This window comes from Cupriavidus sp. 8B (genome assembly GCF_054589115.1).
Genome location: NZ_BAAILO010000288.1, coordinates 15,238 through 40,162, shown reverse-complemented (window position 1 = coordinate 40,162; position 24,925 = coordinate 15,238). Strand labels below are relative to the sequence as shown.

21 protein-coding genes and 6 pseudogenes are annotated in these 24,925 nt (G+C 61.0%); 17 read left to right on the top strand and 10 right to left on the bottom strand.

The features are described 5' to 3' along the window. Positions 1 to 40 precede the first annotated feature (40 nt). Positions 41 to 256 (top strand): hypothetical protein, encoded by a 216-nt coding sequence (locus tag ACYP5B_RS28380; protein WP_400097142.1) that lies wholly within the window; start codon positions 41 to 43, stop codon positions 254 to 256. 197 nt (positions 257 to 453) lie between these two features. Here ACYP5B_RS28380 and ACYP5B_RS28375 read toward each other — a convergent pair. Then, positions 454 to 555 (bottom strand): annotated as a pseudogene (locus ACYP5B_RS28375) (transposase domain-containing protein); the annotation flags it as partial. Between the two features lie 406 nt (positions 556 to 961). Here ACYP5B_RS28375 and ACYP5B_RS28370 point away from each other — a divergent pair. Beyond that, positions 962 to 1,957, top strand: a complete 996-nt coding sequence (locus tag ACYP5B_RS28370) for a Bug family tripartite tricarboxylate transporter substrate binding protein (protein WP_400097144.1) — start codon at positions 962 to 964, stop codon at positions 1,955 to 1,957. A 242-nt stretch (positions 1,958 to 2,199) separates the two neighbouring features. On the opposite strand, the gene ACYP5B_RS28365 is transcribed toward ACYP5B_RS28370, so the two are convergent. Together ACYP5B_RS28365 and ACYP5B_RS28360 are read right to left on the bottom strand one after the other, a co-directional pair. Further along, positions 2,200 to 2,760, bottom strand: coding sequence for an RBBP9/YdeN family alpha/beta hydrolase (locus tag ACYP5B_RS28365; protein WP_400097146.1), 561 nt, complete (start codon positions 2,758 to 2,760; stop codon positions 2,200 to 2,202). A 9-nt stretch (positions 2,761 to 2,769) separates the two neighbouring features. After that, complete coding sequence (locus ACYP5B_RS28360; RefSeq protein WP_400097148.1) at positions 2,770 to 3,681, bottom strand: TauD/TfdA dioxygenase family protein; 912 nt, start codon at positions 3,679 to 3,681, stop codon at positions 2,770 to 2,772. Between the two features lie 131 nt (positions 3,682 to 3,812). Here ACYP5B_RS28360 and ACYP5B_RS28355 point away from each other — a divergent pair, with 131 nt between their 5' ends. Beyond that, complete coding sequence (locus tag ACYP5B_RS28355) at positions 3,813 to 4,856, top strand: AraC family transcriptional regulator (RefSeq protein WP_400097149.1); 1,044 nt, start codon at positions 3,813 to 3,815, stop codon at positions 4,854 to 4,856. 114 nt (positions 4,857 to 4,970) lie between these two features. On the opposite strand, the pseudogene ACYP5B_RS28350 reads toward ACYP5B_RS28355, so the two are convergent. After that, a pseudogene (locus tag ACYP5B_RS28350) lies at positions 4,971 to 5,066 on the bottom strand (DDE-type integrase/transposase/recombinase); the annotation flags it as partial. 217 nt (positions 5,067 to 5,283) lie between these two features. Between ACYP5B_RS28350 and ACYP5B_RS28345 the strand changes: the two are divergent. From ACYP5B_RS28345 to ACYP5B_RS28335, 3 genes and pseudogenes are all read left to right on the top strand, one after another. Beyond that, complete coding sequence (locus tag ACYP5B_RS28345) at positions 5,284 to 6,264, top strand: quinone oxidoreductase family protein (RefSeq protein WP_400097151.1); 981 nt, start codon at positions 5,284 to 5,286, stop codon at positions 6,262 to 6,264. Positions 6,265 to 6,487: 223 nt separating this feature from the next. After that, positions 6,488 to 7,480, top strand: coding sequence for a Bug family tripartite tricarboxylate transporter substrate binding protein (locus tag ACYP5B_RS28340; protein ID WP_400097153.1), 993 nt, complete (start codon positions 6,488 to 6,490; stop codon positions 7,478 to 7,480). Positions 7,481 to 7,513: 33 nt separating this feature from the next. Further along, a pseudogene (locus ACYP5B_RS28335) lies at positions 7,514 to 7,666 on the top strand (DDE-type integrase/transposase/recombinase); the annotation flags it as partial. Positions 7,667 to 7,875: 209 nt separating this feature from the next. On the opposite strand, the gene ACYP5B_RS28330 reads toward ACYP5B_RS28335, so the two are convergent. Continuing rightward, positions 7,876 to 8,064, bottom strand: a complete 189-nt coding sequence (locus tag ACYP5B_RS28330; protein WP_400097155.1) for a transposase DNA-binding-containing protein — start codon at positions 8,062 to 8,064, stop codon at positions 7,876 to 7,878. Positions 8,065 to 8,454: 390 nt separating this feature from the next. Between ACYP5B_RS28330 and ACYP5B_RS28325 the strand changes: the two genes are divergently transcribed. The 3 genes and pseudogenes from ACYP5B_RS28325 to ACYP5B_RS28315 all read left to right on the top strand — a co-directional run bounded on the left by ACYP5B_RS28325 (position 8,455) and on the right by ACYP5B_RS28315 (position 11,423). Next, a complete protein-coding gene (locus tag ACYP5B_RS28325; RefSeq protein ID WP_318233728.1) occupies positions 8,455 to 9,510 on the top strand; it encodes a beta-keto acid cleavage family enzyme in 1,056 nt (351 codons plus the stop codon). Between the two features lie 188 nt (positions 9,511 to 9,698). Further along, positions 9,699 to 9,854 (top strand): annotated as a pseudogene (locus ACYP5B_RS28320) (alcohol dehydrogenase); the annotation flags it as partial. A gap of 363 nt (positions 9,855 to 10,217) precedes the next feature. After that, on the top strand, positions 10,218 to 11,423 hold the full coding sequence (locus ACYP5B_RS28315) for a porin (RefSeq protein WP_459571916.1): 1,206 nt from the start codon (positions 10,218 to 10,220) through the stop codon (positions 11,421 to 11,423). Positions 11,424 to 11,712: 289 nt separating this feature from the next. On the opposite strand, the gene ACYP5B_RS28310 is transcribed toward ACYP5B_RS28315, so the two are convergent. The 3 genes from ACYP5B_RS28310 to ACYP5B_RS28300 are packed head-to-tail and all read right to left on the bottom strand — an operon-like array spanning position 11,713 to position 14,979. Further along, positions 11,713 to 12,363 (bottom strand): TetR/AcrR family transcriptional regulator, encoded by a 651-nt coding sequence (locus ACYP5B_RS28310; RefSeq protein ID WP_459571915.1) that lies wholly within the window; start codon positions 12,361 to 12,363, stop codon positions 11,713 to 11,715. 12 nt (positions 12,364 to 12,375) lie between these two features. Then, a complete protein-coding gene (locus ACYP5B_RS28305; protein ID WP_459571914.1) occupies positions 12,376 to 13,362 on the bottom strand; it encodes a Bug family tripartite tricarboxylate transporter substrate binding protein in 987 nt (328 codons plus the stop codon). Between the two features lie 48 nt (positions 13,363 to 13,410). Then, positions 13,411 to 14,979: a class I adenylate-forming enzyme family protein gene (locus ACYP5B_RS28300; RefSeq protein ID WP_459571913.1), complete on the bottom strand. Its 1,569-nt coding sequence runs from the start codon at positions 14,977 to 14,979 to the stop codon at positions 13,411 to 13,413. Positions 14,980 to 15,171: 192 nt separating this feature from the next. Between ACYP5B_RS28300 and ACYP5B_RS28295 the strand changes: the two genes are divergently transcribed. Genes ACYP5B_RS28295 through ACYP5B_RS28285 form a run of 3 tightly spaced genes read left to right on the top strand, consistent with a single transcriptional unit; the run spans position 15,172 to position 18,235 of the window. Continuing rightward, positions 15,172 to 15,900 carry an SDR family oxidoreductase gene (locus ACYP5B_RS28295; RefSeq protein WP_459571912.1) on the top strand — a complete coding sequence of 243 codons (729 nt, stop codon included), beginning with the start codon at positions 15,172 to 15,174 and terminating at the stop codon, positions 15,898 to 15,900. Between the two features lie 7 nt (positions 15,901 to 15,907). Next, positions 15,908 to 17,104, top strand: coding sequence for an acyl-CoA dehydrogenase family protein (locus tag ACYP5B_RS28290; RefSeq protein WP_459571911.1), 1,197 nt, complete (start codon positions 15,908 to 15,910; stop codon positions 17,102 to 17,104). Positions 17,105 to 17,113: 9 nt separating this feature from the next. Beyond that, on the top strand, positions 17,114 to 18,235 hold the full coding sequence (locus ACYP5B_RS28285; protein ID WP_400097167.1) for an acyl-CoA dehydrogenase family protein: 1,122 nt from the start codon (positions 17,114 to 17,116) through the stop codon (positions 18,233 to 18,235). A gap of 61 nt (positions 18,236 to 18,296) precedes the next feature. Here ACYP5B_RS28285 and ACYP5B_RS28280 read toward each other — a convergent pair whose 3' ends face one another. Both ACYP5B_RS28280 and ACYP5B_RS28275 read right to left on the bottom strand, forming a co-directional pair. Next, positions 18,297 to 18,914 carry a DsbA family protein gene (locus ACYP5B_RS28280; RefSeq protein ID WP_459571910.1) on the bottom strand — a complete coding sequence of 206 codons (618 nt, stop codon included), beginning with the start codon at positions 18,912 to 18,914 and terminating at the stop codon, positions 18,297 to 18,299. 72 nt (positions 18,915 to 18,986) lie between these two features. Next, entirely contained in the window at positions 18,987 to 20,168 is a 1,182-nt protein-coding gene (locus tag ACYP5B_RS28275; protein ID WP_459571909.1) for an acetyl-CoA C-acyltransferase, read from the bottom strand. A 242-nt stretch (positions 20,169 to 20,410) separates the two neighbouring features. Here ACYP5B_RS28275 and ACYP5B_RS28270 point away from each other — a divergent pair, with 242 nt between their 5' ends. The 5 genes and pseudogenes from ACYP5B_RS28270 to ACYP5B_RS28250 all read left to right on the top strand — a co-directional run. Further along, positions 20,411 to 22,054, top strand: a complete 1,644-nt coding sequence (locus ACYP5B_RS28270; RefSeq protein WP_459571908.1) for a class I adenylate-forming enzyme family protein — start codon at positions 20,411 to 20,413, stop codon at positions 22,052 to 22,054. Between the two features lie 9 nt (positions 22,055 to 22,063). Continuing rightward, the gene (locus ACYP5B_RS28265; RefSeq protein ID WP_400101839.1) at positions 22,064 to 22,720 is read left to right on the top strand and encodes a glutathione S-transferase family protein; all 657 of its coding nucleotides are present in this window, start codon (positions 22,064 to 22,066) and stop codon (positions 22,718 to 22,720) included. A 29-nt stretch (positions 22,721 to 22,749) separates the two neighbouring features. After that, positions 22,750 to 23,640: an IclR family transcriptional regulator gene (locus ACYP5B_RS28260; RefSeq protein ID WP_400101838.1), complete on the top strand. Its 891-nt coding sequence runs from the start codon at positions 22,750 to 22,752 to the stop codon at positions 23,638 to 23,640. An 87-nt stretch (positions 23,641 to 23,727) separates the two neighbouring features. Further along, positions 23,728 to 23,817 (top strand): annotated as a pseudogene (locus ACYP5B_RS28255) (transposase); the annotation flags it as partial. After that, a pseudogene (locus ACYP5B_RS28250) lies at positions 23,813 to 23,917 on the top strand (integrase); the annotation flags it as partial. The pseudogenes ACYP5B_RS28255 and ACYP5B_RS28250, both read left to right, overlap by 5 nt. Between the last annotated feature and the right edge of the window lie 1,008 nt (positions 23,918 to 24,925).

The window sequence follows — 24,925 nt, the reverse complement described above, 5'->3', positions numbered from 1 at the left end:
AAGGCGGGCACTAACATGATGAACCTCAGCATGAGAGGCCGTGGTTGCTGATGTCAGCTGCCGCGTCGTGGCTCGTCGTCTCGATTTCGTCGGGCATCGGCGCACAATTGCGGAACCAACTTCACGGGTCTGCTTGCGCGGACAAACGCGGGTAACCTGCCGACCCGTGCGTGAACAGATCGACGCCCACGAGCAAGGTTGCATCACGTTCGACGACACGATCCTCGATAAGGACTTCTCGCAGCGGATCATCTAGCCTGGCGCTACTTCCCGCTTTACCTTGCACGCCATGAACTTGGCCATTTATGACAGTCATCCGCTGACACAGGGAGCACTGGATCACCATAAGCGCCAGATTCAGCACATCTCGAGGAGTCGGTGGTTACCCGTAACGTTCCAGCACGGTGTGTTGCCGGATAACGCTGATGAGGGAAGTGCACGGTGGCGCAGACATCAGCACAGCGCACGCTGCGGCAGCTCGGTGAGCAAGTGGTGCAGGTACGCATATGGCTCGACGTCACAGGCGCGGCACGTAAGCATCAGACCTGAAAGGAGCCATGCCTGGTGACTATGGCGCTCACTATGTCTTGGCAGGGTTTTCCCTCTGTTTTCGCGAATTGCAAACAACTTGTCGTGATCGGCCAAGCAGGTTGACCCGGTGCGATCCGAGAATAGACAAAGGGTGAATGTATCGCAAAGCACTGCTGCAGCGCACTTCAAGGGAATAGCATTGGCGCAAGCAATCAGATTTGAGCAGACAGGGGTGCCGGAGGTCCTGCGCATGTGGAATGTCAGCCTCGCGCAGTGGCAAGCGCGAGAACTATGAAAACACCTTTCACGCCGATGGCCGGTGGCATGAAACGCCGCCCACGGGGAGCTGCGCCGCGCTGAATGCGGCATCGAGCTCATCGGCGACAAACCTTTCCTAACACGCAAAGCGTAGCAATCAAAAGGGATAGACATGAAGAAGCAGACCAATAATTTCTGGTGGCGCGGTTACGCCTTGGCGATTGGTGTTGGTGTCGCCGGCGGGATGCCCATGGCTCAGGCCCAGGAGGCTTGGCCGAGCAAGCCGATCCGTCTGGTGGTGGCGGGGCCTGCCGGCGGCAGTGCCGACGCGTTGGCGCGGTTGCTGGCGGAAGGCCTGCAGCAAAAATTGAGCAAGCCGGTCATCGTAGAAAACAAGCCCGGTGCCGCCGGCGCGCTGGCGATCAGCGATTTGCAGTCCACCGGCAAGGATGGCCACACCCTCCTGGTCATCCAGGGCGGCGTCGTGAGCGAAGCTCCGTTGGCCTACAAGGTCCATTACAAACCCTTTGAGGACCTGAAGCCTCTGGCCCAGATCAGTCGCACGGGGTTAGTGCTGGTTGCCAACAAGGATGTGCCCGTCTCCAACCTGAAGCAGTTGGTGGACTACGGCAAATCGCGAAAGGACGGGCTCATTTTCGCTTCTTACGCTGCGGGATTGAAGGGCCACACTTCGGGCATGCTGCTCGGGCAACTCACGCATGTGCAAATGCGGCATGTGGGCTACAAAGGCTCTCCCCCGGCATTGAACGACCTGATGGGCGGCCATGTGCCCCTGATGTTCGATGGGGTGACTACCTCTTTGCCGCTGATCAAAGCGGGAAAGATCAAAGCGATTGCGGTGAACTATCCGACGCGGATTGCCGGATTGCCGGATGTGCCTACTTTCAAGGAGCTCGGTTACCCGCAACTGGCGGAAGCAGGCTGGTTCGCCGTGTGGTCCCGCCCGGATGTCGCTCCGGCAGTCCAGCAAAAAATCCGCGAGGTGACGCAGGCATATTTCAAGCAACCCGCAGTGCAGAACCGCGTCAAGGACATGGGCATGGAGCAGGGCGGGGGTGCCACCTCGGAAGAGTTGATGGCGGACCTGAAGCAGGCATACCAGCAACAGTCCGCGCTGCTGAAGTCCATTAACTACCAGCCGGAGTAAATAAGAAGATACTTTGAGCGAACTCGCCCACGGCACCACCGATGAGCTTTGCGCAATCATCGGTCAGCGGATGCAGCATTGCCGATCCGGCGAGTTCCTCTTATCGGGGGAGGGGGCGGGCTTTCGTCCCGGCTGACTTCTGGCGGATACCAGCTCAGCCGGGTCGTCCGTGGGGCCTGTCGACTGGAATTGCACCAGGCCCCTTTGTTTCTCCCGGCCGGTGGCGCCCGACCGGGTGTCGATCACGAGAGTTCGCGAATGAACGCTTCGGCCTGCGGCCACTCGCCATAACCTGAAGCGGGATTCAGATGCCCGACCTCGCCGAGTTCGACGAAGCGACTGCCCCACGCCTGCGCCAGGTCACGGGCGCGATCGAGAGGCGTCAGAGCATCGTTGCTGCTTGCCGCAACGATGCTCGGAAACGGCAATGTGCCGCGAGGGATCGGCAGCCATCCGTGGTCGCTCAGTGTGTCGGTTGTCGGATAGCCTGCCGGCATGGGCGTCTCGAGGTCCGCGGGCGCTGCAAGCAGTGCGCCGAGGATCCCGCGTGTGGCGCCTCGCGCCGCCCAATGGGCGACCATCATCGCGCCTGCGCTGTGCGCCACGATGATCACCGGCCCCTCGATGGTGGCCAGAGCGCGATCGATCGCGTCGACGCGGGCAGCGCAACTCAGCTTGTCTTGCTCAAGCGGGGCGACGCTGACTACGCGAGGCAGCTTCGCCGCCAGCAGGGTCTGCCAGTGTTCCGGCACATGGTCACGCAGGCCAGGGATGATGAGAACGGTCGGTGTCGCAGAGGCCATATCGATCTTTCAGTAAGGCGCGTCACCGATGATCGCGGTGCGCTCCATCTTTCGGTGGCACGGCGGGTAATCCATCACTGCGTAGTGCTGGGTTGAACGGTTGTCCCAGAACGCGACACTGTTTTTCTTCCATCGAAAACGCACCTGGTATTCGGGGATAGTGGCCTGGCTGACCAGGTAGTTAAGCAAATTGCTGGCGCCCGGCGCCTTGTCGAGCCCGAAGCGCACGTTGGCCGGCACATTGTAATTGGTGAAGTGCGTCGTAAAACTCCCGTTGACGAATAGCACTTTCTCTCCGGTTTCGGGATGGGTGCGCACAACCGGGTGCTCGGCGTCGGGGTACTGAGCCTTCAGTGCAAGACGCTTCTCGATCGGCATCGCGGCGCCGAAGCTCGCCTCGATGCTGTGGCGCGCGCGCAACGGGGCGATCTTCGTCTTGATATCCTCGGGCAACTGGTTGTACGCCTCGACCATGTTGACCCACATCGTGTCTCCACCCACAGGCGGGCATTCGATACAGCGCAGCACGCAGCCTAACGGAGGCTTTTCGCGCCAGGTGGCATCGGTATGCCAGGAATTCTCGTTGCGTTCGGGAGGACTGTCCGGGGTTTTGTAGATCTGAACCAGTCCGGGGTAATCGGGATGGCTGCCCACGACTGGATGGTCCTCCAGCTCGCCAAAGCGGCGCGCAAAAGCCACGTGCTGTGCGCGAGTGATGTCCTGGTCGCGGAAGAACAGCACGCGATACTTTAAGAGCAAGGCCCGGATTTCTGCCATCAGTTGGTCGTCCTCGGCAGCCGCGCCCAGGTTGACGTTGCTGAGCTCCGCACCGATCGTGCAAGTGACTGGCTCGACCCGGATCGAGTTGCCCAGAGAGGTTGCGCGGACCACTGCGGGTGCCGCATTGAGGCGTTGAATCATGAACGTTTGTCTCCCATTGCCGATTAGCCCGTTCGATCATGGGGAGTTTGGGCGTCGCGGGCTTCTCCCGCTTGACAATACATGACAGGCACTTATCATTCTATGTCGATCTTCTACGTCAGCTCCCCCCGATGTCGTTACTTGTCCGCGCTGCGGCCCTCACCAATTTCAGCGAGGTCGCTCGTGCCGCCGGGCTGGATCCGGTGCGGATGCTCTTTGACGCAGGGATAAGTCCGAGCGTACTGCGCGAGCCGGACCTCATGATTCCAGTCGAGCGTTTCGGACGCCTGCTCCAGGCGTCCGCAACCATGTCAGGCAACGAGAGTTTCGGTCTGTGCATGGCCGAGTCGCGCCTATTGTCCAATCTTGGGGCGGTAGGATTACTGATCCGCGACCAGGCAACGCTGCGCGACTCGCTTAGCATGCTGATGCGCTACCAAGCGATGCTCAATGGTGCGCTGTCGCTGGCGGTCGAGGAATGCGGCGAAGTGGTCATTATTCGCGAGGCGGTAATAGCTGGGAACGCACATCAGCCAACACGCCAAAGGGTTGAACTGGCGCTAGGGGTCATGGTGCGGTTGATACGCCAGCTCCTCAAGCCCGACTGGGAGCCGCGGCGCGTATGCTTCGAGCACCCAGCGCCGCGCGACCTTAGTGTGCACCAACGGTTTTTTGGCCCTCACGTCGAGTTCGACTACGACTTCAACTGCATCATCTGCGCGAAGGCCGATCTCGATGCACGCAACCCGTCGGCCGATCCGGCCATGGTGCGCTATGCACAGCAGTTGATAGACGCGTCTGCCATGTCGCAGCAGGCGACAATGCTTGAGGACGTGCGGCGCACGATCCTGCTTCTGTTGCCCAGTGGGCGCTGCAGCATCGAACAGGTTGCCGAGCATCTGGGCGTGGTGTGCCGCACGGTCCAGCGCCGGCTGGCGGAACAGGGGCAGAGCTTCTCGTCGATCGTCAACGACATCCGCATGGAACTTGCGACGCGTCATGTCATCGAGAGCGATCGTCCGTTGACCGAGGTGGCGACCCTACTTGGTTTTTCCGCGCCAAGCGGATTCTCGCGCTGGTATCACGCGCAATTCGGCTGCAGCCCCAAGGAGAGCAGGGCTGCTCGCGGCGCCGTGCACCGACAGACAGCACCTCAGCGGGCGAGCAGTGCATAAACCTTCATAAGGCTGATGTGGGGTTGCGCGAAGATGTCGCGCAACCCTGAACGGATGCGCTGCGCTGGCCAGCCTTCTACGTGGGCTGACCCCTGGCGATCATATGCATCAGTTCGATGCCACCCGGAAGGACCTGGCACGCAACAGAAAATCAACGGTATCGCCATGCTTGTCCACCGCGCGATAGCGATATTTCCACTCGCCTCTCAAGACCGCTACATTCCGCCGAACGCTTACAGCGACAGAGCCCTCCTGCGTCAGCGGATGACTGTCATGAAAAGGCAAGTTCAGGGCGTGCAAGGTAAAGCGGGAAGTGGCGCCAGGCCAGATGATGGCTTAAGCATTACTGCCAACCGGGAGAGGCCACAGGCGGCATTCTCAAGCCGCCTGTGGCAATTGTGATATTTGATACAGAACAGGAGACAACATGGCGAAAGTCGTTAAATTTTATGAAACGGGCGGGCCCGAGGTCCTTCGTTTTGAGGACGTTGGCGTTGGTGAACCGGGCCCGGGAGAGGTCCGCGTCCGCCACGTGGCCGTGGGTCTGAATTTTGCTGACACCTACTTCCGCGGCGGTACTTATCAGGTTCCGCTGCCCAGCGGCCTCGGCAACGAGGCCGCCGGCGTAGTCGAGGCCGTCGGTGCCGGGGTAACCCATCTGGCGGTCGGCGACCGTGTGACCTATACGGGCTTCATCAACACGCTGGGCGCCTACAGCACTGAGCGGCTGATCTCTGCCGCACCGCTGATCAAGCTGCCTGAGGCAATCAGTTGCGAAGCCGCGGCGGCCATGACCATGCGGGGCCTGTCCGCCGCCTACCTGGTGCGCCGGATCTACCCCTTCAAGGCGGGCGACGCCGTGCTGCTGCATGCCGCGGCAGGTGGTGTCGGCCTTATCGTTTCGCAATGGGCCAAACTGCTGGGGCTGACGGTGATCGGCACGGTTTCTACCGATGCCAAGGCCGAAGTGGCGCGCGCCCACGGCTGCGATCACACGATCAACTACAGCCATGAGGACGTGGCCAAGCGCGTGCGGGAGCTGACGGACGGAGTGGGTGTGTCCGTGGTCTTCGACAGCGTGGGCAAGGCCACCTTCATGTCCTCGCTGGACTCCCTCAAGCGCCGGGGCCTAATGGTCTGCGTGGGCACCGCTTCCGGCACGATCCCGCCGTTCGATCCGCAAATTCTGGCCCGCAAGGGCTCGCTGTACCTGACCCGCCCGGGCCTGGCCGACTATATCGCCGATCCTGCCGAAAAGGCCGAACTGATCGATGAGCTGTTCGGCCATGTGGCGGCAGGCCGCATCCGCATCGAGATCAATCAGCGCTATGCCCTGGCGGATGCGGTGCAGGCACATCGGGACCTGGAGGCTCGAAAGACCACCGGCTCGTCCATTTTCGTGATTTGAGTCTTCCCCTCGAGCCGTGTCGCAGAAGAGCGCCGCGATCTTACGAACGGTAGCGGTGGTGGTGATCGCCTTGCGGTCGCCGATCCGCGCTTCGGAAAAATGACACCACTATGACCGTGCTCTCGATAGCCTGAGCCGGTGGAAATTCCTTGTCGCACAGTTGGTTGGCGAGGCAGACAACAAGTAGCAGGCTGGCTAATAGTTAAAATACATGGGGACGACAATGTCATTACTGAAAAAACTGGTCGCAGTCACGGTGTGCGCCGAGGCAATCATTGCCTTGTGCGCGCCAGGTCCGGTGCAAGCACAGGCAGCCTGGCCCGCGCGCCCGATTCAAATGATCGTGCCGTCGTCTCCCGGATCGGGAACCGACGCGCTGGCGCGGGTCATGGCGCAGCGTCTTTCCGAATCGCTGAAGCAGGCTGTGGTCGTGGAGAACCGGCCGGGCGGCAGCGGGGTGATCGGGACTAACGCCGTCCTCAAGGCGGCACCGGATGGCTACACGATTCTCTACACAACGGCAAGCAACATGGTGGTTGCGCCGGCCGTCATGAAGTCCATTTCCCAGGAGGCGAGAAAGAGCCTCGTGCCGATCGCGCAGACAGCTGTGGGTGGGGTGTTGCTGCTAGTGAGCCCGGATCTGCCGGTGCACGATTTGCCTGGACTCATCCAGTATGTGAAGGCGAATCCGGATAAGTACAGCTATGGCAGCTGGGCCACCGGGTCGTCCGCGCATTTGACGATGGAGTGGCTGAAGAATCAGACCGGCATGAAGACCGAACACGTCGCATATCGGACATCCAGTCAACTACTCACCGAGCTTTCCTCGGGTGTGCTGAAGATCGGCTGGACCGATCCCAGCGTGGCGGTTCCTTTCCTGCGTTCCGGGAAGGTGCGCGGCATTGCCATTGTGGGCAACGTGCGGTCTCCCCAGCTTCCCAACGTCAAGACGTTGGCGGAACAGGGCTACAAGTTCAATACGGTGGGATGGTTCGGCATGTTCGCGCCGGCCGGAACTAATCCGGCGATCGTGAAGCGGCTGTCCGATGAGGTCAACAAGGTGCAGGCCTTGCCGGAGATCGCGGACCTGATGAAGAAACTGAACTTCGAGCCGCCCCCGGTAAAGTCCTCCGCGCAGTTGGCCGAGGTCGTCAAGCACGATCTGCAAGTCTGGACGACGATCGCCAACGACGCAGGGATCAAAGTCGAAGAATGAAATGTGTCGTGCGCGGCCTTGCGGCCTGCTAGGGAATATCGTTATCGCGCGGTGGACAAGCATGGCGATACGGTTGATTTTCTGTTGCGTGCCACCCGGGACTACGCCGCCGCACGGCGCTTCTTCGACAAGGCGATTGACCAGAACGGCGCCCCCGTGACGGTGATCATCGATGGCAGCACCGCCAGAGAGGGGCACTGCGTCCGCCGCTCAGCAATTCTTCGCGCTGGACGCATGAGCAAGACCAATCCCGCCAAGTTTCGACCGCCTACGCACCCTTATCGCGACAATTCCGTCGCAGCTCGGGATAGCGCCTTTGCTCACCGATGGGCGGCAAGACCTTGATCCGACGATACCGGATTTCGAGTAGTGCCTCAACGGGACGGCCCTTCGAATCACGCAATTCGACACGATGCAGCCCTTGACTTGAACCTGTGCCACTTTTCAGCATTAGTGCTGGCCCAATCCTCGCAAGCGAAGGGAATAATTTCACCCATTCGCCGCCATAGTCGGCCAAGCAAGGTCCGGAAGCGCTTGTGAAGCCGAAAGTCCCGGAAGTTGCTGTCGGCAACCTCGCCATCCAACCAGGTTCATCGTCCACCAGCCGGTTCTTCTGCATTCCGTCCAGTCTCAGTCCAAGGTCATGGAAAGTTAACGGAAACCGGATCGAAGGATGTGGGTAATCGCAAGATTGGCCGGTCGCTTGCAGCGCAAGCATCATGCAGACAAGCTTGCGCGCACAGTACTTCGGGCACGGCGTGTCGGGGAGGGAAGGTGGCTCCCTTCCATTTTTGCTCGCGTACGTCGTCTTCCAGGTTGACGGGCGTATGTGCCTTGACGGTGGCTCACCGGACAGGGCGCCGCGTTGTTGTCATGAAGAGTCAAGTTCGAGACATCCAATGTAAAGCGGGAAGTGGCGCGAGGACAGATGATTCACACGTTGTATTCGCATTTCAACTTGGAGATCCATCATCATGAACTTCCTTGACGGCCACCTGTATCCCGAGAACCAGCAGCCGCTGATCATCACAGCCGCTCCCTATGCGCCGGGCTGGATTCCCTCAGACTTCCCGGAAGATATCCCTATCACCATGGAGGAGCAGATCCAGAAGGCGGTGGATTGCTACGAAGCCGGTGCGAGAGTGCTGCATCTGCATGTGCGTGAGCCCGACGGCAGGGGCAGCAAGCGCTTGTCCATGTTCAATGAGCTGATCGCCGGGGTGCGCGCCGCCGTGCCAGAAATGGTCATCCAAGTGGGGGGCTCTATCAGCTTCGCGCCGGAAGAAGGCCAGGGTGCCAAATGGCTTAGCGATGATACGCGGCATATGCTGGCGGAACTCGATCCGAAGCCCGACCAGGTGACGGTGACCGTCAACACCACGCAGATGAATGTGACGGAGCATGCTGGGCTGGATGACTTCAAGGGAGTTTCGCGGGGATTCCCGCACCTCTACAACACCTACAGGGACATGATCGTGCCCTCGAATCCCAGCTGGGCCGAGGAGCACATCCGACGTTTGACAGCCGCTGGAATCCAAAGTGAGTTTCAGTGCTACAACATCAATAGCTTTGAAACAATTGAGCGGATGATTCGCCGCGGCGTTTACAAGGGGCCACTGGTGATGAACTGGGTGGCTATCAGCGGCGGCATGGATCAAGCGAACATCTACAACCTGGCAAACTTCCTGCGTGCTGCGCCGGACGGAGCCGTGATTACGGTGGAGAGTTCGGTGCTAAATGTGCTGCCCGTGAATATGATCGGCATGGCCTTGGGCCTGCACGTGCGGTGCGGCATCGAGGATGTACTTTGGAACCAGACCCGCACGGGAAAGATGAGCTCCGTCGAGCAGATCAAGCAATTGGTGCGTATCGCCGGCGAATTCGGTCGCCCCATAGCGACAGCGAAGCAGACGCGAGAGATCTTGAAGCTTGGGGTCTTCTACGACACCGTGGAAGAAACGCTTCAAGCCAATGGCTTCGCACCCAATCGTAACGGTGGCAACCAAGGATTCCTGCGTAAGCCAGACTAAAGCCTTTGGGGGGAAATGACAGCATATGCTGTATGAGGCGACCAGCATTTTCTAGAGACGGACTCAAGCTGAAGTTGAAGTTTCCACCATCGAACGGACTCCGAGCATTTCTCGATAAAGGAGTCCGTCATGATCCAGAAGCAAGCAAACTCCCTCCTGAGGTTAGCCAACGAAGCGTAGAGCCCCGTGGCGGCGTGCATCATGCCTTCGCGGCGATCGGCCTGAAGCAGACCACCGAACAGGCGTTCGCGATACTCGGTCGGGGCGGCACCCCGACTGTGATCGGAATGATCCCGCCCGGCGTCAAGATCGAACTCAAGGGAACGGACTTCCTGGCCGAGAAGCTCGAAGCGAGGAGACAACTCTTTGAACATGCGGAGCTTATTCGGACGACGCGGCCAGGCGCTGCGGCGTGAACCCGCGAGCACCAGGTAGGTGGGCGATGCAGCGTACGAAGGTCATCGCGGTCGCGGTGATCGAGTGCAAAGCGGATTTCGTACCAGCATCCGGCTTGGGCCGGTTCAAACGCGAGACGAGCGAGCTGCTGCAACAGCTTCAGAGGTGAGGTCGAGCAGTTTGTCGGTGCAGTTGCTGTTGGGGGAAGCCGTTAAAAAAGCCTGGGATGTTCTTTGCCATGGCCACGACACGCGTGGCTGATGACATCGTTCGTGACAGGTGTACAAAAATGAACTAGAGGAGAAGAGCCAATGAGATCATTCAGCAAACTGAGCAAGCTTAATCATGCACTCATCGCTGCGGGCGCAATCTGCGCCGGCAGCGCACACGGACAGAGCAGTGTGACGCTGTATGGCGTGGCGGATATGAACGTTGAGTTCGCCAACCATGTCGGCGCCGTTCCCAGCGCAGCCAACAAGTTCAATGCGGGCCCATCCAACAATGTCTACCGCATGAACTCCGGCGGCCTGTCCGGTTCGCGTTGGGGCTTGCGCGGCGCGGAGGATCTTGGCAATGGGGTGAAATCCGTTTTCGTTCTGGAAAGCGGCTTTAACCTGGATAGCGGCACGTCGCAGCAAGGCGGCCGCCTGTTCGGTCGCCAGGCCTATGTAGGCGTGCAGAGCACGCAGTTTGGCCAAGTGACCTTCGGCCGTCAGTACACTTCGATGTTCGAGAGCATCGCGAACTTCGTGCCGGCCTCCTTTGCCACGCAATATGAACCGATCGTGATGCTGACCGGCGCGAACTTCCGCGAGGACAACACCATCAAATACTCCGGCCAGTTCGGGCCGGTGTCCGCACTGGCGCACTGGTCCTTCGGTACCGGCCTGGCGTTGCCGACGACGGTGGCCAACGGCCCGCTCCTCGGCGGCAACGGCGAAGTACCGGGCCAGTTCCGCCGCGACACCGCCTATGGCGCGGCTCTGACCTACATTTCCGGCCCTGTCGGTGTGGCCGTTGCTTACGACCAGTTCAACCCGACCATTTCCAACCCGTTAACTGCTGCTGCCCTCGGCAGCGGCAGCTTCAAGAAGGCGACGGTCGCGGCAAACTATGCGTTCGGCCCGGCAAAGATCATGGGCGGCTATCGCTGGGGCCAGAACAAGGACCAGAATGGCAGCCTGATCGAGCGCGACGACTTCTACTGGATCGGTGCCAACTACCAGGTGACGCCGGCGCTCGGCCTGACGCTTGAGTACAACTACGACAACGTCAAGAGCTTCTTCGCCAGCAAGTCGGTGCCGAACCCATGGCAAGTTGCGTTTATCGCGGACTACACGCTTTCCAAACGGACTGATGTCTACCTGACCACGGCATATTCAAAGAATGCGGGTCTGGGACTGGATTCTGCGATGATCGGCTACGCGAACAGCCTTTCCCTTGGCAATAGCTACACGCTAGCCAGCGGCCAAAGCAATATGCTCGGTGTCGCCGCAGGTATTCGCCACAAGTTCTAAAGACAGTCCAACGGTATGTGACAAAGGCTTTCTTGCGCAGTGGTGCAGGCAGTCTTGTGGAATGCTCGCGTGCATGCATCATATGCTCGTTGTGCTGCCTCGGCGGCCTGCAACGCAAAGGCCCCGCCACCTTGGTGACGGGGCCTTTTTCCCCTTGTTGATCGTCAAACTGCGGGATGCAGCCTCGCGCAGGCCGATGGCCGAGTTCGACCCAAAGGAGTTCAGTCATGATTGCAAGATATTGTCACTACCTGCCACAAGGCATCGGCACGGCATGCCCGATGGCGGTTTAGATTCGAAGCGCCAGCTTCTTGCACAGGACCACACCGTTTCGTTCCAGAATCCGCTGGAACAAGCGCCCGCGAAACGAAACCGGTTCGCCGAGGAAGACGCAGTCGTGTTGAATGCCGAGCACGAAGCTGAAGATCTCGAAGGTCAACTGCTCGATATCGACGGTATCCGGAATCTGCCGGGTCGCCACCGAATCCCTGAGTTGCTCGGCCAAATAGGTCCGCCAGTTTGTCGTGACGCGGTGCACGGCCTGTCGGATGGGATCGGCGCCATATGTCGCACATTCGGTGGCGCCGCTCAGGATCAGGCAACCGCCGCGTTGCGCCACATGGTCACGAATCCAGAACTCGAGAATCCGCACCAGTCGCGCAAGTCCGATCGGTACTCCCAGCACGCTCGCCGCGGCATCGGATCGTAAACCGTCGAAGTATGCGAGCAACACCTCTTCGATCAGATGCGACCGGGAGTCGAAGCGTAGATAGAACGAACTCCGCGAGAGTCCCAGCTTGCCGGTGATCTCTCCGACGGTAATCGCCCGGATGCCGCGGCTACGCATCGTTGTCGTCGCCACGCGCATGAAGTTCTCTCTGGCAGAGCGCATCAGTCCTTTCTGCGATCGCGGATGATCCAGGCGCATTTTGATGCGCAAAGCGAACGCCACTCAGTCAAGGGACGCACCGGACTCCTTCACGACTGATTGCCATATCGGCAGCTGTTTCTGATACATGGCGGTAAATTCCTCCGGACCTGCGTAGTTGGCGACAAAGCCGAGATCGCCGATTCGCTTCCTGACGTCGGGGAGATTCGTTGCCAGCTTGACCTCGTCCGCCACGCGTTGAATCACCTGCTTGGGCGTGCCGGCAGGTGCGGCAATGGCGGACCAGCCCACGGTCTTGAATACATCGCTGTCGAAGCCTTGCTCCCCGAGAGTGGGCACATTGGGCAAGGTCGGCAGGCGGGACGTGCCGGTGACGCCGATGGCTTTCAGCTTTCCGCTCGGCAGGAACATGTTCGCTTGCAATCCCGTCGCGAAGGCAAGTTGAACGTTGCCGGCGATCAGGTCCTGCACCATTGGTACCTCGCCCCGATAGGAGACGTGCGTCATTTGCGCGCCGGTGACTTCATTGAGCTTGTTGGCGCTCAGATGGCCGACGGTTCCGACGCCCCAGGAGCCGTAGGAGAGCTTTCCCTGGTTGGCCTTCAGGTAGGCGCGGAGTTCCTTGGCGTCCTTGGCCGGGACCTTTTCGCCTACCAGCAGTACCAGCGGCGAGTCCGCAATCTTGGCCACAAGCGTGAAGTCCCGATTCGGGTTATAGGGCAGCTTCTTGTAGAGGAACTGATTGACCAGCAACTGGGAGCTTTGGGAGATGGACAGCGTATAGCCATCGGGGGCCGCCTTTGCCACGTTGTCCACGCCGATAATGCCGCCGGCGCCGGTTCGGTTGTCCACCACGACCGCCTGGCCCATATGGGAGGACATGCGCTCCGCCAACACTCTTGCCGTCGTATCGAGCGCGCCCCCCGCGGAGAACGGGACGACCAGGCGGATCGGCTTGGTGGGGTAGTTCTGGTCAGCGGCCAGCAGGGGATGCGAAAGGAGTCCGAGAACCGCGACGCCCAGTCCGTTGATACACGTTTTCCTGATCACTGCATGTCTCCATGATTGCTTTATGTAATGCGAGGCGAGCGAACGCACTTAGCTAAGCGTGACTTGCCGCGCGTCCGTCGCCACCGCGGCCAGCTTCTTGATTTCGCCCTTGAGCAGTTTTCCCGTCGGCGCGGCCGGTAGCGGGCGCATGACGCGGATTTCCGCCGGCACCTTGTACGGCGACAGGCGGGCACGCAGAAAGCTCATCAACGCATCGCGGCTGACGGGCATGTCGGAAGCCAGCTCGATGAACGCGACGACTTCCTCGTTGCCTTCGACCTGCCGGCCGACAACCGCCGACTGGACAATGGACGGATGGCTGTTCAGGACTTGTTCGACTTCCACCGGATAGACGTTGAAGCCCGAGCGGATAATCAACTCCTTGGTCCTGCCGACGATGAACAGCGCGCCATCATCGGCCAGGCGCGCCATGTCGCCTGTGTTGAACCAGCCTTGCGCATTGACAGCGGCGCGCGTCAGATCCGGCGCCTTGTAGTAGCCCTTCATGAGGTTGGGGCCGCGGACCCATAGCTCGCCCGTTTCGCGTGGCTGGACGTCATTGCCAAGGTTATCCACGATGCGAATCTCCAGTCCGGGAATCGGCATGCCCGCAGCGCAGTCAGTGCGCGGCGCGTCCAGCGGGGTCTGCGCGACGGTCGGCGACAACTCCGTCAAGCCATAGCCGTTCTGCAGCGGTATGCCCAAAGCGGATTCCACGGCGTGTTTGAGGTCCGGCATTAACGGCGAGCCGGAAGCGCCAATGACCCTGAGCCGATGCCCGGCGAGCGACGCGCCTGTCTTCGCGCACCAGTCCAACAGGCGCGCGAACATGGCAGGCACCCCAAGAAAGACTGTGACGCCCTTCGCGCAGATCGCGGTGTGGAGAACCTCTGGCGAGAATCGTTCTTCCAGCAACAGCGTGCATCCGCACGACACCGATCCCAGCAGTTGCGAAGAGAGTCCCACCACGTGAGCCATCGGCAGGATGCCGTAGACGACGTCCTGGGGACTCAGGCGACGAAGCGTCGTCGCAAGTGACGCCATGTAGAGGAAGTTCGCATGCGTGAGCATGACGCCCTTCGGGCTGCCTGACGTTCCCGATGTGTAGATCATCGCCGCCACTTGCTGTCGGGGATCGCTGCTTACCGGTTCGACAGTTGCCGTCGGGTTCAGCGGGCCAACCGCGAGTTCCCCAAGGTAGGGGAACGTCTCCATGGTCGCCTGTACACGCTGGCCATGGTCCAGCGCTTCGCGCGAGACATTTGCGGCGTAGAACGCTCTGCGCGCATCCGAATGTTCCAGGAAGTTGTCGATCTCCCTGGGTGACAGGCGAGGATTGACGACGACCGCCCATGCATCGCAGGCGCTGCAGGCGAGCACCATCACCGCCAGCGCGACGCAATTCTCGGCAACCAGCATGACGCGATCTCCGGGGCGTACACCGAGGTTTCGCAGACGTTCCGCAACCGCGTCGATCGCCTGGGACAGTTCCGCATAGGTCAGCCTGATCCGGCTGTCCTGAAGTGCCAGGGCTTCCGGCTGGGCATGCACCCACGGGCTGATGACCTCGTGGATCCGGTTCATCGTGCTGGAAGGTTGCGCGTGCTGTTTCGTCACATCCGGCTCCTTTGTCTCCTGAATTATGTGCTGCTATGCGGTCCATATTACTGCGTATCGGTTCTCAAATACAAGACGACCAGGCGACGTAGATCTAAAATTTCCGCAAAATGAAGTTGACGATGACCATCTGCCGGACCATACTAAACCGCAATGCAGTACAGTGTTCCGCAAAATCAATAGGAGACTAGCATGTCGGAAAAGAAGGCGGTACTCGTGATCGGTGCCGGGGATGCCACCGGCGGCGCCATTGCGCGGCGGTTTGCGCGGGAGGGCTATATTGCGTGCATGACGCGCCGCAATGCGGAAAAGCTCGCCCCGCTGGTTGCGCAGATCGAGAGCGAAGGCGGTGCCGCGCACGCGTTTTCCTCGGATGCCCGCAAGGAGGAGGAAATGGTGGCGTTGATCCAGGAGATCGAAACCAAGATTGCGCCGATCGAGGTCGCCGTCTTCAATATCGGCGCCAACGTGCGCTTCGATATCCTCGAAACAACGTCACGCGTGTACTTCAAGGTCTGGGAGATGGCCTGCTTCGCCGGTTTCCTGATGGGGCGTGAAACGGCCCGGGTCATGGTGCCGCGCGAACGCGGGTCGATCTTCTTTACCGGGGCGACGGCCAGCTTGCGTGGCCGTGCCGGCTACGCGGCATTCTCCGGCGCCAAGCACGGCCTGCGCGCGCTGTCCCAGGCCATGGCAAAGGAACTCGCACCGAAAGGCATTCATGTGGCGCACCCGGTGATCGACGGGGCCATCGATACGGAATTTATCCGGGAGACGTTCCCGGAGCGCTATGCACTGAAGGAGCGCGACGGCATTCTCAACCCCGAGCACATTGCGGACATGTACTGGATGTTGCACCAGCAACCGAGGGATGCGTGGACGCACGAACTCGACCTGCGTCCGTGGATCGAGGCCTGGTAAACCCACCATGGAGCTGACCTATAGCAAGCAGGATCGGGCATACCGCGCGGAGGTCCAGGCGTTTCTGCGCGCGAATCTGCCGGATGACATCAGGCGGAAGGTAGTCGAGAACCGGCCGCTGACAAAGGACGACATTGTGCGCTGGACGAAGATCCTGGCAGCACAGGGCTGGAGTACGCCGAACTGGCCGGTCGAGTACGGCGGAACGGGATGGACGCCGGTGCAGAGCTATATCTTCGCCGAGGCATGCGCGCTCGCCGGAGCGCCCGAACCGATTGCGTTTGGCGTTCGCATGGTGGCGCCCGTGCTGCTCGCGTTTGGCACAGCCGAGCAGAAGGCACGCTATCTGCCGCGTATCCGAAGCGGCGACGACTGGTGGTGCCAGGGCTATTCGGAGCCGGGTGCGGGCTCGGATCTGGCGAGCCTGTCGACGAGCGCGCGGCTCGATGGCGACACGTTTGTCGTCAACGGCCAGAAGATATGGACAACATACGCGCAGCATGCGGACATGATGTTTTGTCTGGTCAGGACCGATTCCGATGCGAAGAAGCAGCAAGGCATTTCCTTCCTGCTGATCGACATGCGCTCGCCAGGCATTACCGTGCGACCGATTATCACGCTCGACGGAAAGCACGAAGTCAACGAAGTCTTCTTCGATGGGGTGCGTGTTCCGGCTTCGAATCTGGTAGGGGAGTTGCATCACGGGTGGGATTGTGCCAAATACCTGCTCAGGCATGAGCGATTCAGCACGGGGATGATCGGGCAAATCCGGCGCAATCTCCGGCGACTGGTCGAATGCGCATCGACGCGCACCGGCCCCGATGGTTTGCTCGGCGATGATCTGAGCTTCTGCGAGCGGGTGGCACGTATCACGATCGAGGTGGACGCGCTCGAATACACGCTGCTTCGTGCGCTCTCCGAAGCCGATGCGGGCGGGGATGTGGGCACGAAAGCGTCGCTCTACCGGATTCGCAGTTGCCAGCTTGCGCAACAGGTATCGGAGCTCTATCTCGATGTATTGGGCTTTGACGCGCTGCCCTATCCTCGCGGGGCACGTGAGCTCGACTGGTCGGGCGGCGGATGGCTGCCCGATGACGCGCCGGCCCAGACCGCGAACTATCTCAACCTGCGCAAGCTCACGATCTATGGCGGTTCCGAGGAGATTCAGAAGAACATCCTCGCCAAGCTCGAATTGAATCTGTAAGGCGTCAATATGAACTTCGACCTGACTGAAGACCAGCGACTGGTGATTGACGCCGTTTCGCGATATCTGACCCGCGAATATAGCCTCGCGGAACGGGCGGCGGCAACCTCGGGGAATTCCAGGCATTGGCAAGCGCTTGCCGAGCAGGGCATGTTTGCATTGCCATTCGAGGAGCGATACGGCGGCGGGGGCGGTGGCTGGAATGACGTCGCCTTGGTGATGCAAGAGTTCGGCAAGGCGCTTCTCAATGAACCCTATCTGGCTTCGATCGTGTTTCCCGGCGCGCTGATCCAGGCCGGCGCAAGCGAGCTGCAGAAGCAGGAAATCCTCCCGCGAATCATTGATGGCTCGGTGCGCTTTGCGGTGGCCTATGAGGAGGTCAGCTCCGCCTACGACCCGACCAGGATCGATACCACTTTTTCCGAGGCGGAGGGCGAGGGCGGATACGTGCTCAACGGCCGCAAGAAGGGCATTCTGGCGGGCAATTTCGATGTATTGATCGTGCTGGCGCGGCGGGGTGACGACTTCCGGCTGTTCATGGTGCCGACCGGCTCGCCGGGAGTCGGACTGGTGACCCATCCGTCGGTGGATGGCGCGGCGGTTTCGGAGGCGACTTTCAGCAACGTCAGGGTGCCTGCCGGCGCGTTGCTGGGCGATGGCCGCGAGACGCTGAGGCATCTCGAACTGGCGCTGGACATTGCTCGCATTGGCCTGTGCGCCGAGGCCGTTGGCATTATGGAATCGATGATCCGGGACACCGCCGAATACGCGCGCACCCGAAAGCAGTTCGGCGTTCCCATCGGCAGCTTCCAGGCCCTGCAGCACAAGCTCGTCGACATGTTCGTGCATGCCGAGCAGGCGAAGTCTTCCGTCTGGCGCGCACTGGCGTTTGTCGACGACGAGGCCGGGCGCGCGCAGGCTTGCGCGTCGGCGAAAGCGCTTGTCGGTATCGGCGCACGATTCGTCGGACAGCAGGCCATCCAGATTCACGGCGGGATGGGCATGACGGAAGAAATGGGAATCTCGCATTTCTTCCGGCGGCTGACGGCCATCGAGCAGACCCTTGGCAACGCTGCCTACCATCTGCGGCGCGTCGCGAGACAGGTGTCGCGTGAACCGGCTCTGAGCTGAGGCGCCGAGAGGTATTGCGCGCCGACCCCGTCGGGGTCGGCGCGCACATCATTTCCGAATGTTATCTGGCCAGAACGCGTTGAATTTCCTCTTCGACGTCACGCAACTGGTCCTTGCCGAAGTACATCTCGTCGTTGACGAAGAACGTTGGCGAGCCGAAGGCCCCACGCTCGAAGGCCTGTTGGGTATTGGCAAGCAGGAGATCCTTGACCGCCTGGTCGCCAATGCGTGCGAGCATGCGTGCGCCATCGAGACCCGCTTCATTCAGCGTCGCCTCGATCACGGCCGGGTCGTCCATCTTGAGGCCGCGTTCCCACATCGCAGAGAACACCACGTCGACGTATTTCTCGAACCCGCCTTCGATCAGGGCCGCCGCGGCGCCCCGCATGATCTGGAGCGTGTTGACCGGGAAATGCGGGTTGGAGCGGTAGCCGACAATATGGTGGCGGTCAACAAATCGCTGCGTTTCCAGCCGGGCAAATGCTTGCTTGTTCTTGATGCCGGCGAAGGCTTCCGCGGGGGAGCGGTTGCCCGTCAGCCGAAAAAGTCCGCCCAGGAGAATCGGGACGTATTCGAAGGTGACGCCGGTTCGGCTTTCGATTGCCGGAATCACCTTGTGCGACAGGTAGGCATTGGGGCTGCCAAAATCGAGCAGGAATTGCACAGTGGGTGCATGCATGGATTGTCTCCCTCTGGTGTGTGTCGAGTCATTCAGCGTGGTGGTCTGGCGTGCCGTCTGGCCTGGCCGGCGTCAGAACACTTCGAACAGCGCGGCAGCGCCCATGCCGCCGGCGATGCACATGGTCACCACAGCATAACGAATTCCGCGTCGCCGTCCCTCGATCAGTACGTGTCCGGCCAGGCGGGCCCCGGTCATCCCATACGGATGCCCAAGCGATATCGCGCCGCCATTGACGTTCAGGCGGTCATCGGGAATGCCGATGCGCTGCTGGCAGTAGATGGCCTGCGAGGCGAACGCCTCATTGAGTTCCCACAGGCCAATGTCCCCAACGGTCAGCCGATGCCGCGCAAGCAGTCTGGGGACGGCGAGCGCGGGGCCAATGCCCATTTCGTCGGGCTCGCATCCGACGACGACCATGCCCTTGAAAGCGCCGAGCGGATCGAGGTTGGCGCGCTCGGCATCCCCGGCCTCCATCAGCACGCATGCCGCCGCGCCATCCGACAGCTGCGAGGAATTGCCGGCCGTGACAAAGCGATCCGCTCCCTTGACGGGAGCGAGCCTGGCCAGCGATTCATAGGTCGTGCCCGGGCGATTGCAGGTATCGGCACTGGCGGTAACGTCGCGGACGCTGGTTTCGCCGGTTTCCTTGTTCATGACGGACATCGTGGTCGTCACCGGCACGATCTCTTCCGCGAATCGGCCGGCAAGTTGCGCGGCTGCCGTCTTGCGCTGGCTCTCCACCGCGAACTGGTCCTGCGCTTCGCGCGAGATCTTGTAGCGTGTGGCAACGATATCGCCGGTATCGATCATTGGCAGATAGAGATCCGGCTTGTGCCGGACGACCCAGGGGTCGAGGTGCTTCTCCGCGTCGGGGTGTGCCTGGATGCCGGTGATGCTTTCGACGCCGCCGGCGATGACCGCCGACGCGCCATCCACCACGATCTGGCCGGCAGCCGTGGCGATCGCCTGCAATCCCGAGGCGCAGAAGCGGTTGATCGTGGTGCCGGCAATAGCCAGCGGCAGGCCCGCGCGCACGACCGTTTGCCGGGCGATATTCCTGCCCGCGATACCTTCAGGAAAGCCGCAACCAAGAATGGCGTCTTCAATGGATTCGGGGTCGATCCGCGCGCGCTCGACGGCGGCGCGCACCGCATGCGATGCCAGCGACGGGCCGTGCATCAGGTTGAACTCCCCACGATGTGACTTGGTGATGGGCGTGCGTGCGGTTGAAACGATGACGGCCTGGCGCATACGGATCCGGTTCCTCAGGTTGGTTGAGCCCCTTTGTCTGCACAAAACGGTTCTATAAACCGAAGTGCAGAACATTATGATGGCGGCAGAATGCTGGATTCAACGAAATCTGCGCCAACGTTCACTTGTCATGCAAACCGAGGGGCAGTATAGTGGACTGCAGTGCAGACTTGCAAGCTGCGATGCAAACCATTAGCGCGACCAGGCCGGTCATCCACGAGGCCCGGCGCGAGGAGACAAAGATGACGTCGCTGACAGTCGGTCAATCGGTTGCAGACCTGGCAAATCCCTACCACGGCTATGACATCGCGAGCTGGATCGTTGAGCTTGCGCGTCGTCGCGGTGAGCATCCTCTCCTGGTATGGGAGCCTTTCGAAGGAACGTCGCGCACCTATACCTATCTCGGTTTCCTGGACACGGTCCGCAAGCTTGCGGGCGGCCTTGCGCAGCGTGGCGTGAAGCCGGGTGAGCGCGTGATCGTGCATATGGAGAACTGTCCGGAGACGATTCTGATGCGCTTCGCCTGCGCCTGGGCCGGGGCGGTATGCGTGGCGACAAATCCGCTCTCCGCGGGACCGGAACTTGAGTACTTTGCACAGGCCACCGGAGCGGTATGCGCCGTCACTCAGCCAAAGTTCGCGGGGCTGTTTGCGGAGCACTGCCCCGGCCTGTCATGGGTTGCCGTTGTCGATCACGTGCCAGTGGATCCCGCACAGGAGAGGGCGGTCGCATCGATGGTGCCTTTTTCCGCGCTGCTGGGCGACGCGCTTGCGCAACGCCCAGCGGATCCGTCCGCACCCGCTTCGGTGATGTTCACCACCGGATCGACCTCGCGGGCCAAGGGCGTCGTGTGGACCCACGCCAACGTGCTCTGGGCGGCGGAAGTGAATGCCCGGCAGCAGGGGCTTCGCGAGGACGACACGCATGTGCTGTTTCTCCCGTTGTTCCATGTGGTCGGGCTCTCGTGGTGCTTCTTCTCGACCATGTGGGCGGGCGGGACGATCGTCCTGCAACCGGGCTTTTCGCGCAGCCGGTACTGGCCGGTGGTCATGAAACACAACGCCACGGCCGGCTCTCATGTTCACTTCACCCTCGCGGCATTGCGCAGCGAGCCGGTGCCGGCGCATGCGTTTCGCCTCTGGGTAACCTCCACGCACGACCACGCCGCGGCGGCGCACTACAAGGTGGGGATGGTCGCAGGGTGGGGCATGACCGAGGTGCTGATCCAGGTACTGGTTTCGAACCCCGAGCAAGGTTCCCTGACGGGAGGCATTGGACGTCCGAGCCTCTACTACGATGTCAAGGTGGTCGACGATGACGGGCGGCAAGTGCGCCCCGGTGAAGCGGGCCATCTGCTGGTCAGGGGACGCCGCGGGTTGTCGGTCTTCAGTGAATACGATGGCGATAGCGCGGCCACGGAGGCCGCATTCGACGACGAGGGCTACCTCAAGACCGGCGATCGTGTTCGTCTTCATGAGGATGGCTGGTACGCGTTCACCGATCGGGTCAAGGACGTCATCAAGGTCCGCGGCGAGAACGTCTCGGCCGCCGAGGTGGAAGCCGCCATCCTGAAAGTGCTCGGTGTCCGGGAGGCGGCGGTGGTTGGCAAGCCGTGCGACATGCAGGGGGAGACCGTGGTCGCCTTTGTCGGCCATTCGTCCGAGCTTTCGGGTCAACAGGTTGAGGCATTGCATGACACCATCCGCGAGCATTGCACGCGCAACCTGTCCCAGTTCAAGATTCCGGTAGAAATCCATGTAGTGGCAAAGCTGCCTCGAATCGGCATCGGCAAGCTGGCCAAGGCGACGCTGCGCGAGTGGGCATCGGCGGGCAACGGCCAGAAGCCCGGGCAGGGTACCCCGCGTTCGGCGTTCGAGGCCGAGTGAGTGTCAGCGATGATTGAGCTATATCACTGTGCGAGATCGCGGTCCTTCCGGCCGCTATGGATGCTCGAAGAACTGCAGCTTCCCTATTTGCTGCAGTTGCTGCCCTTTCCACCGCGCGTCCTGGCCAAGTCGTATCTGGCCGTCAACCCGCTCGGGACGGTCCCCTGCATGATCGATGGCGCGGTCAAGATGACCGAGTCGAGCGCCATCTGCCAGTACCTCGCGGAGGTCCATGCATCGGGGCGTCTCAGCGTGCGCCCGGATGAGGCCGCGTACGGCCGGTACCTGAATTTCCTGAGTTTTGGGGAAGCAACGCTGACGTTTCCCATTGCGATTTTCATGCGGTACTCCCGCCTCGAACCCGAGGAACGCAAGCTGCCGCAGGCCGCCGTGGACTACAAGCGCTTCTTCCTGGGGCGTTTGCGGGGCGTCGATGCGATCGTCTCCAGCGACGAGTACATCTGCGGGGATCGCTTCACGGCGGCGGACATCTCGGTCGGTTATGCCGTTCAGTTCGCCGCCATGAACGGTCTGCAGGACGAGTTTCCGGAATCCGTCACGCGCTACCTCGCGCGGCTGAAAGCCAGGCCGGGATACCAGCGGGCGCTGCTGGTCGAATCCATGGCGGAGAAGCACAAAGCGGAAAACCACGCGGCGCAAGCCTAGGCGAGTATGCTATCGTCCGCGGTTAGCCGGTGGAAACAGAACAGGTCGGAAAGACAATCAACACGATGCCGAAATCAATCCAGAAGAATCCAGGAATGGCGCCGCCCGCTATTGCCGATGAGCCTGAGGAGGAATCATCGCTCGGCGAAGGCCAGGACAGGCATTTTGTCACGGCGCTGGCGCGTGGGCTGGAAGTATTGAGTTGCTTCCATTCGGGCGACAACTTCCTTGCCAATCATGAGATTGCTGAGCGCTGTGGCCTGCCGAAGTCAACGATTACTCGTCTAACATACACGCTGACGAGGCTCGGCTATCTCCACCTGGTGCCCGAAACTGGCAAGTATCGTCTCGGTACGGCCACCGGCGCGCTCGGCAGCTCCATGCTCGCCAACCTCGACGTTCGCCAGGTGGCACGTCCATACATGCAGCTGCTGGCTGCGGAAACTGGGTCCGTCGTGGCGTTAGTCACGCGTGACCGACTCTCGTCGCTGTACCTCGAATGCTGCCGTAGCACGTCGATCATCACCCTCAACCTCGATGTGGGTTCCCGGATTCCGCTGGGGACAAGCGCCGCCGGCCGGGCGTTGCTCGCCGCCGCCACCCCAGCCGAGCGCGCCGATCTGATGGAGCGGATCAAGGAACTCGATGAGACTACATGGCCAGTCGTGGAGCGGGGCATCCAGGAATCCGTAACCGAGTATCAATCCACGGGATGCGTGACTTCAGCGGGAGGGTGGGTAAAGGAAGTGCACGGTATCGCGGTGCCGTTCTCCCCGGGCCGTGGCTTGCCGCTTATGGCGATCAGTCTTGCCGGCGCTGCCAGCTACTTCCCCCTCTCCCGCTTGCATGAGGAGCTGCGGCCGAAATTGCTGCAGGCGGTACGGCAGATCCGGCAAGCCTTGTGTCAGAGTAGTTCCTAAGCGGATCTGTATCGCGGGGCCGCACGGATAGACGCCGTGCCTTGGCGCCAGCGATCCTCGTTGCATCGACCGGTTGAATCCGAGCGGGATGACACGCGTGACATCCTGGGCCTGTGGATCGAGACCACCGAAAGGGCAAAGTTCTGGATGAAGGTGTTCAACGACCTGAAGACGCGATAACCTTCGACACGCGTCGGTGGCCACCACCTCGATCTATCTGCAAAGCGATGAGGTCAAGCGGGCGCGCCAGATGGATCAGGCCTTTGCCACCCGGTAGCCAGCTTCTGGCCGGGCTCCCGAAAGCTTAGCGTGCAATATTGTCCGTTTCTGAAGCGCCCCCGTTCACGACGAATCCGTGTCAGATTTTTCCCTATTTTCCCCAATATCGCTCTTCTAGATAACTCTTCGCTATAGTCGAGACCAGTAAGCGCCTTGGCGGCGCCTGCAACAGGGCAGGAGGGAGAAATGGATTCCACGTCGTCCGGTCCACGAGCGTCTAGGGAAACATTGCGAATCGCACAACAAGGGCAGGCGCCACGCGCAACCCTTGGACAGCCGGGTATGGCGGAGCTGTTGCTAAGTGTTGTGATGGAGTCGACGTGCGGCGCACTCAGCCCGGTCATGCTGACAGCCCACGTTGGCAGGCCATTGTATGAGGGCAGATGCGACGTCGACGCACGTCTGAAGCACGGGGACGGTCGGCAGCAGCGATGGTTGGCCGAACTCAGGCAGGCAGGGGCTATCGTAGGTCGCGCGCATGTTGTCCTGGATGGCGAGCTACCGTCAAACAGCTACATGCCATGGCGTAGCGGAATGCTGCCAGTGACGACATGGCATGACGACGACATTGCACAGTGCCTCGCGGTGGCCCAACTATGCGACAAGTACTCTCGGGGAGAAGCAGAAGCGGCAACAAGTCCAGCATGGCTCACCATCCGCTATTTTGGGCAGAGTGCACGGGTGCGGGAAGCCTTAACGGTTTCGCCCGTGCAGCGTCAACAGCTTGGCACCTTGTGCCAGTGCGACTTCGAAGTATTCGAGGCAGGAGTCAGGGTCGCTACGCTAACCACCGTCTATGAGCGCACCCATGGCCAGGCGCTCAAGTAACCCGTAGTAACCCATGGGCCGTCCTGATCGCGGCGGCGTGGCTCATTCCTTTTGCTGCAAAGCGAGCAACTCCCGCTTCGCCGCCGCCAGCACTGCGTCGGAGCGCTTTTCGTCGGCCATCACCCGAGACACCACCAGAGCCCCGATCATGGCGCTGACCGAGAACACGGCCTTGTCC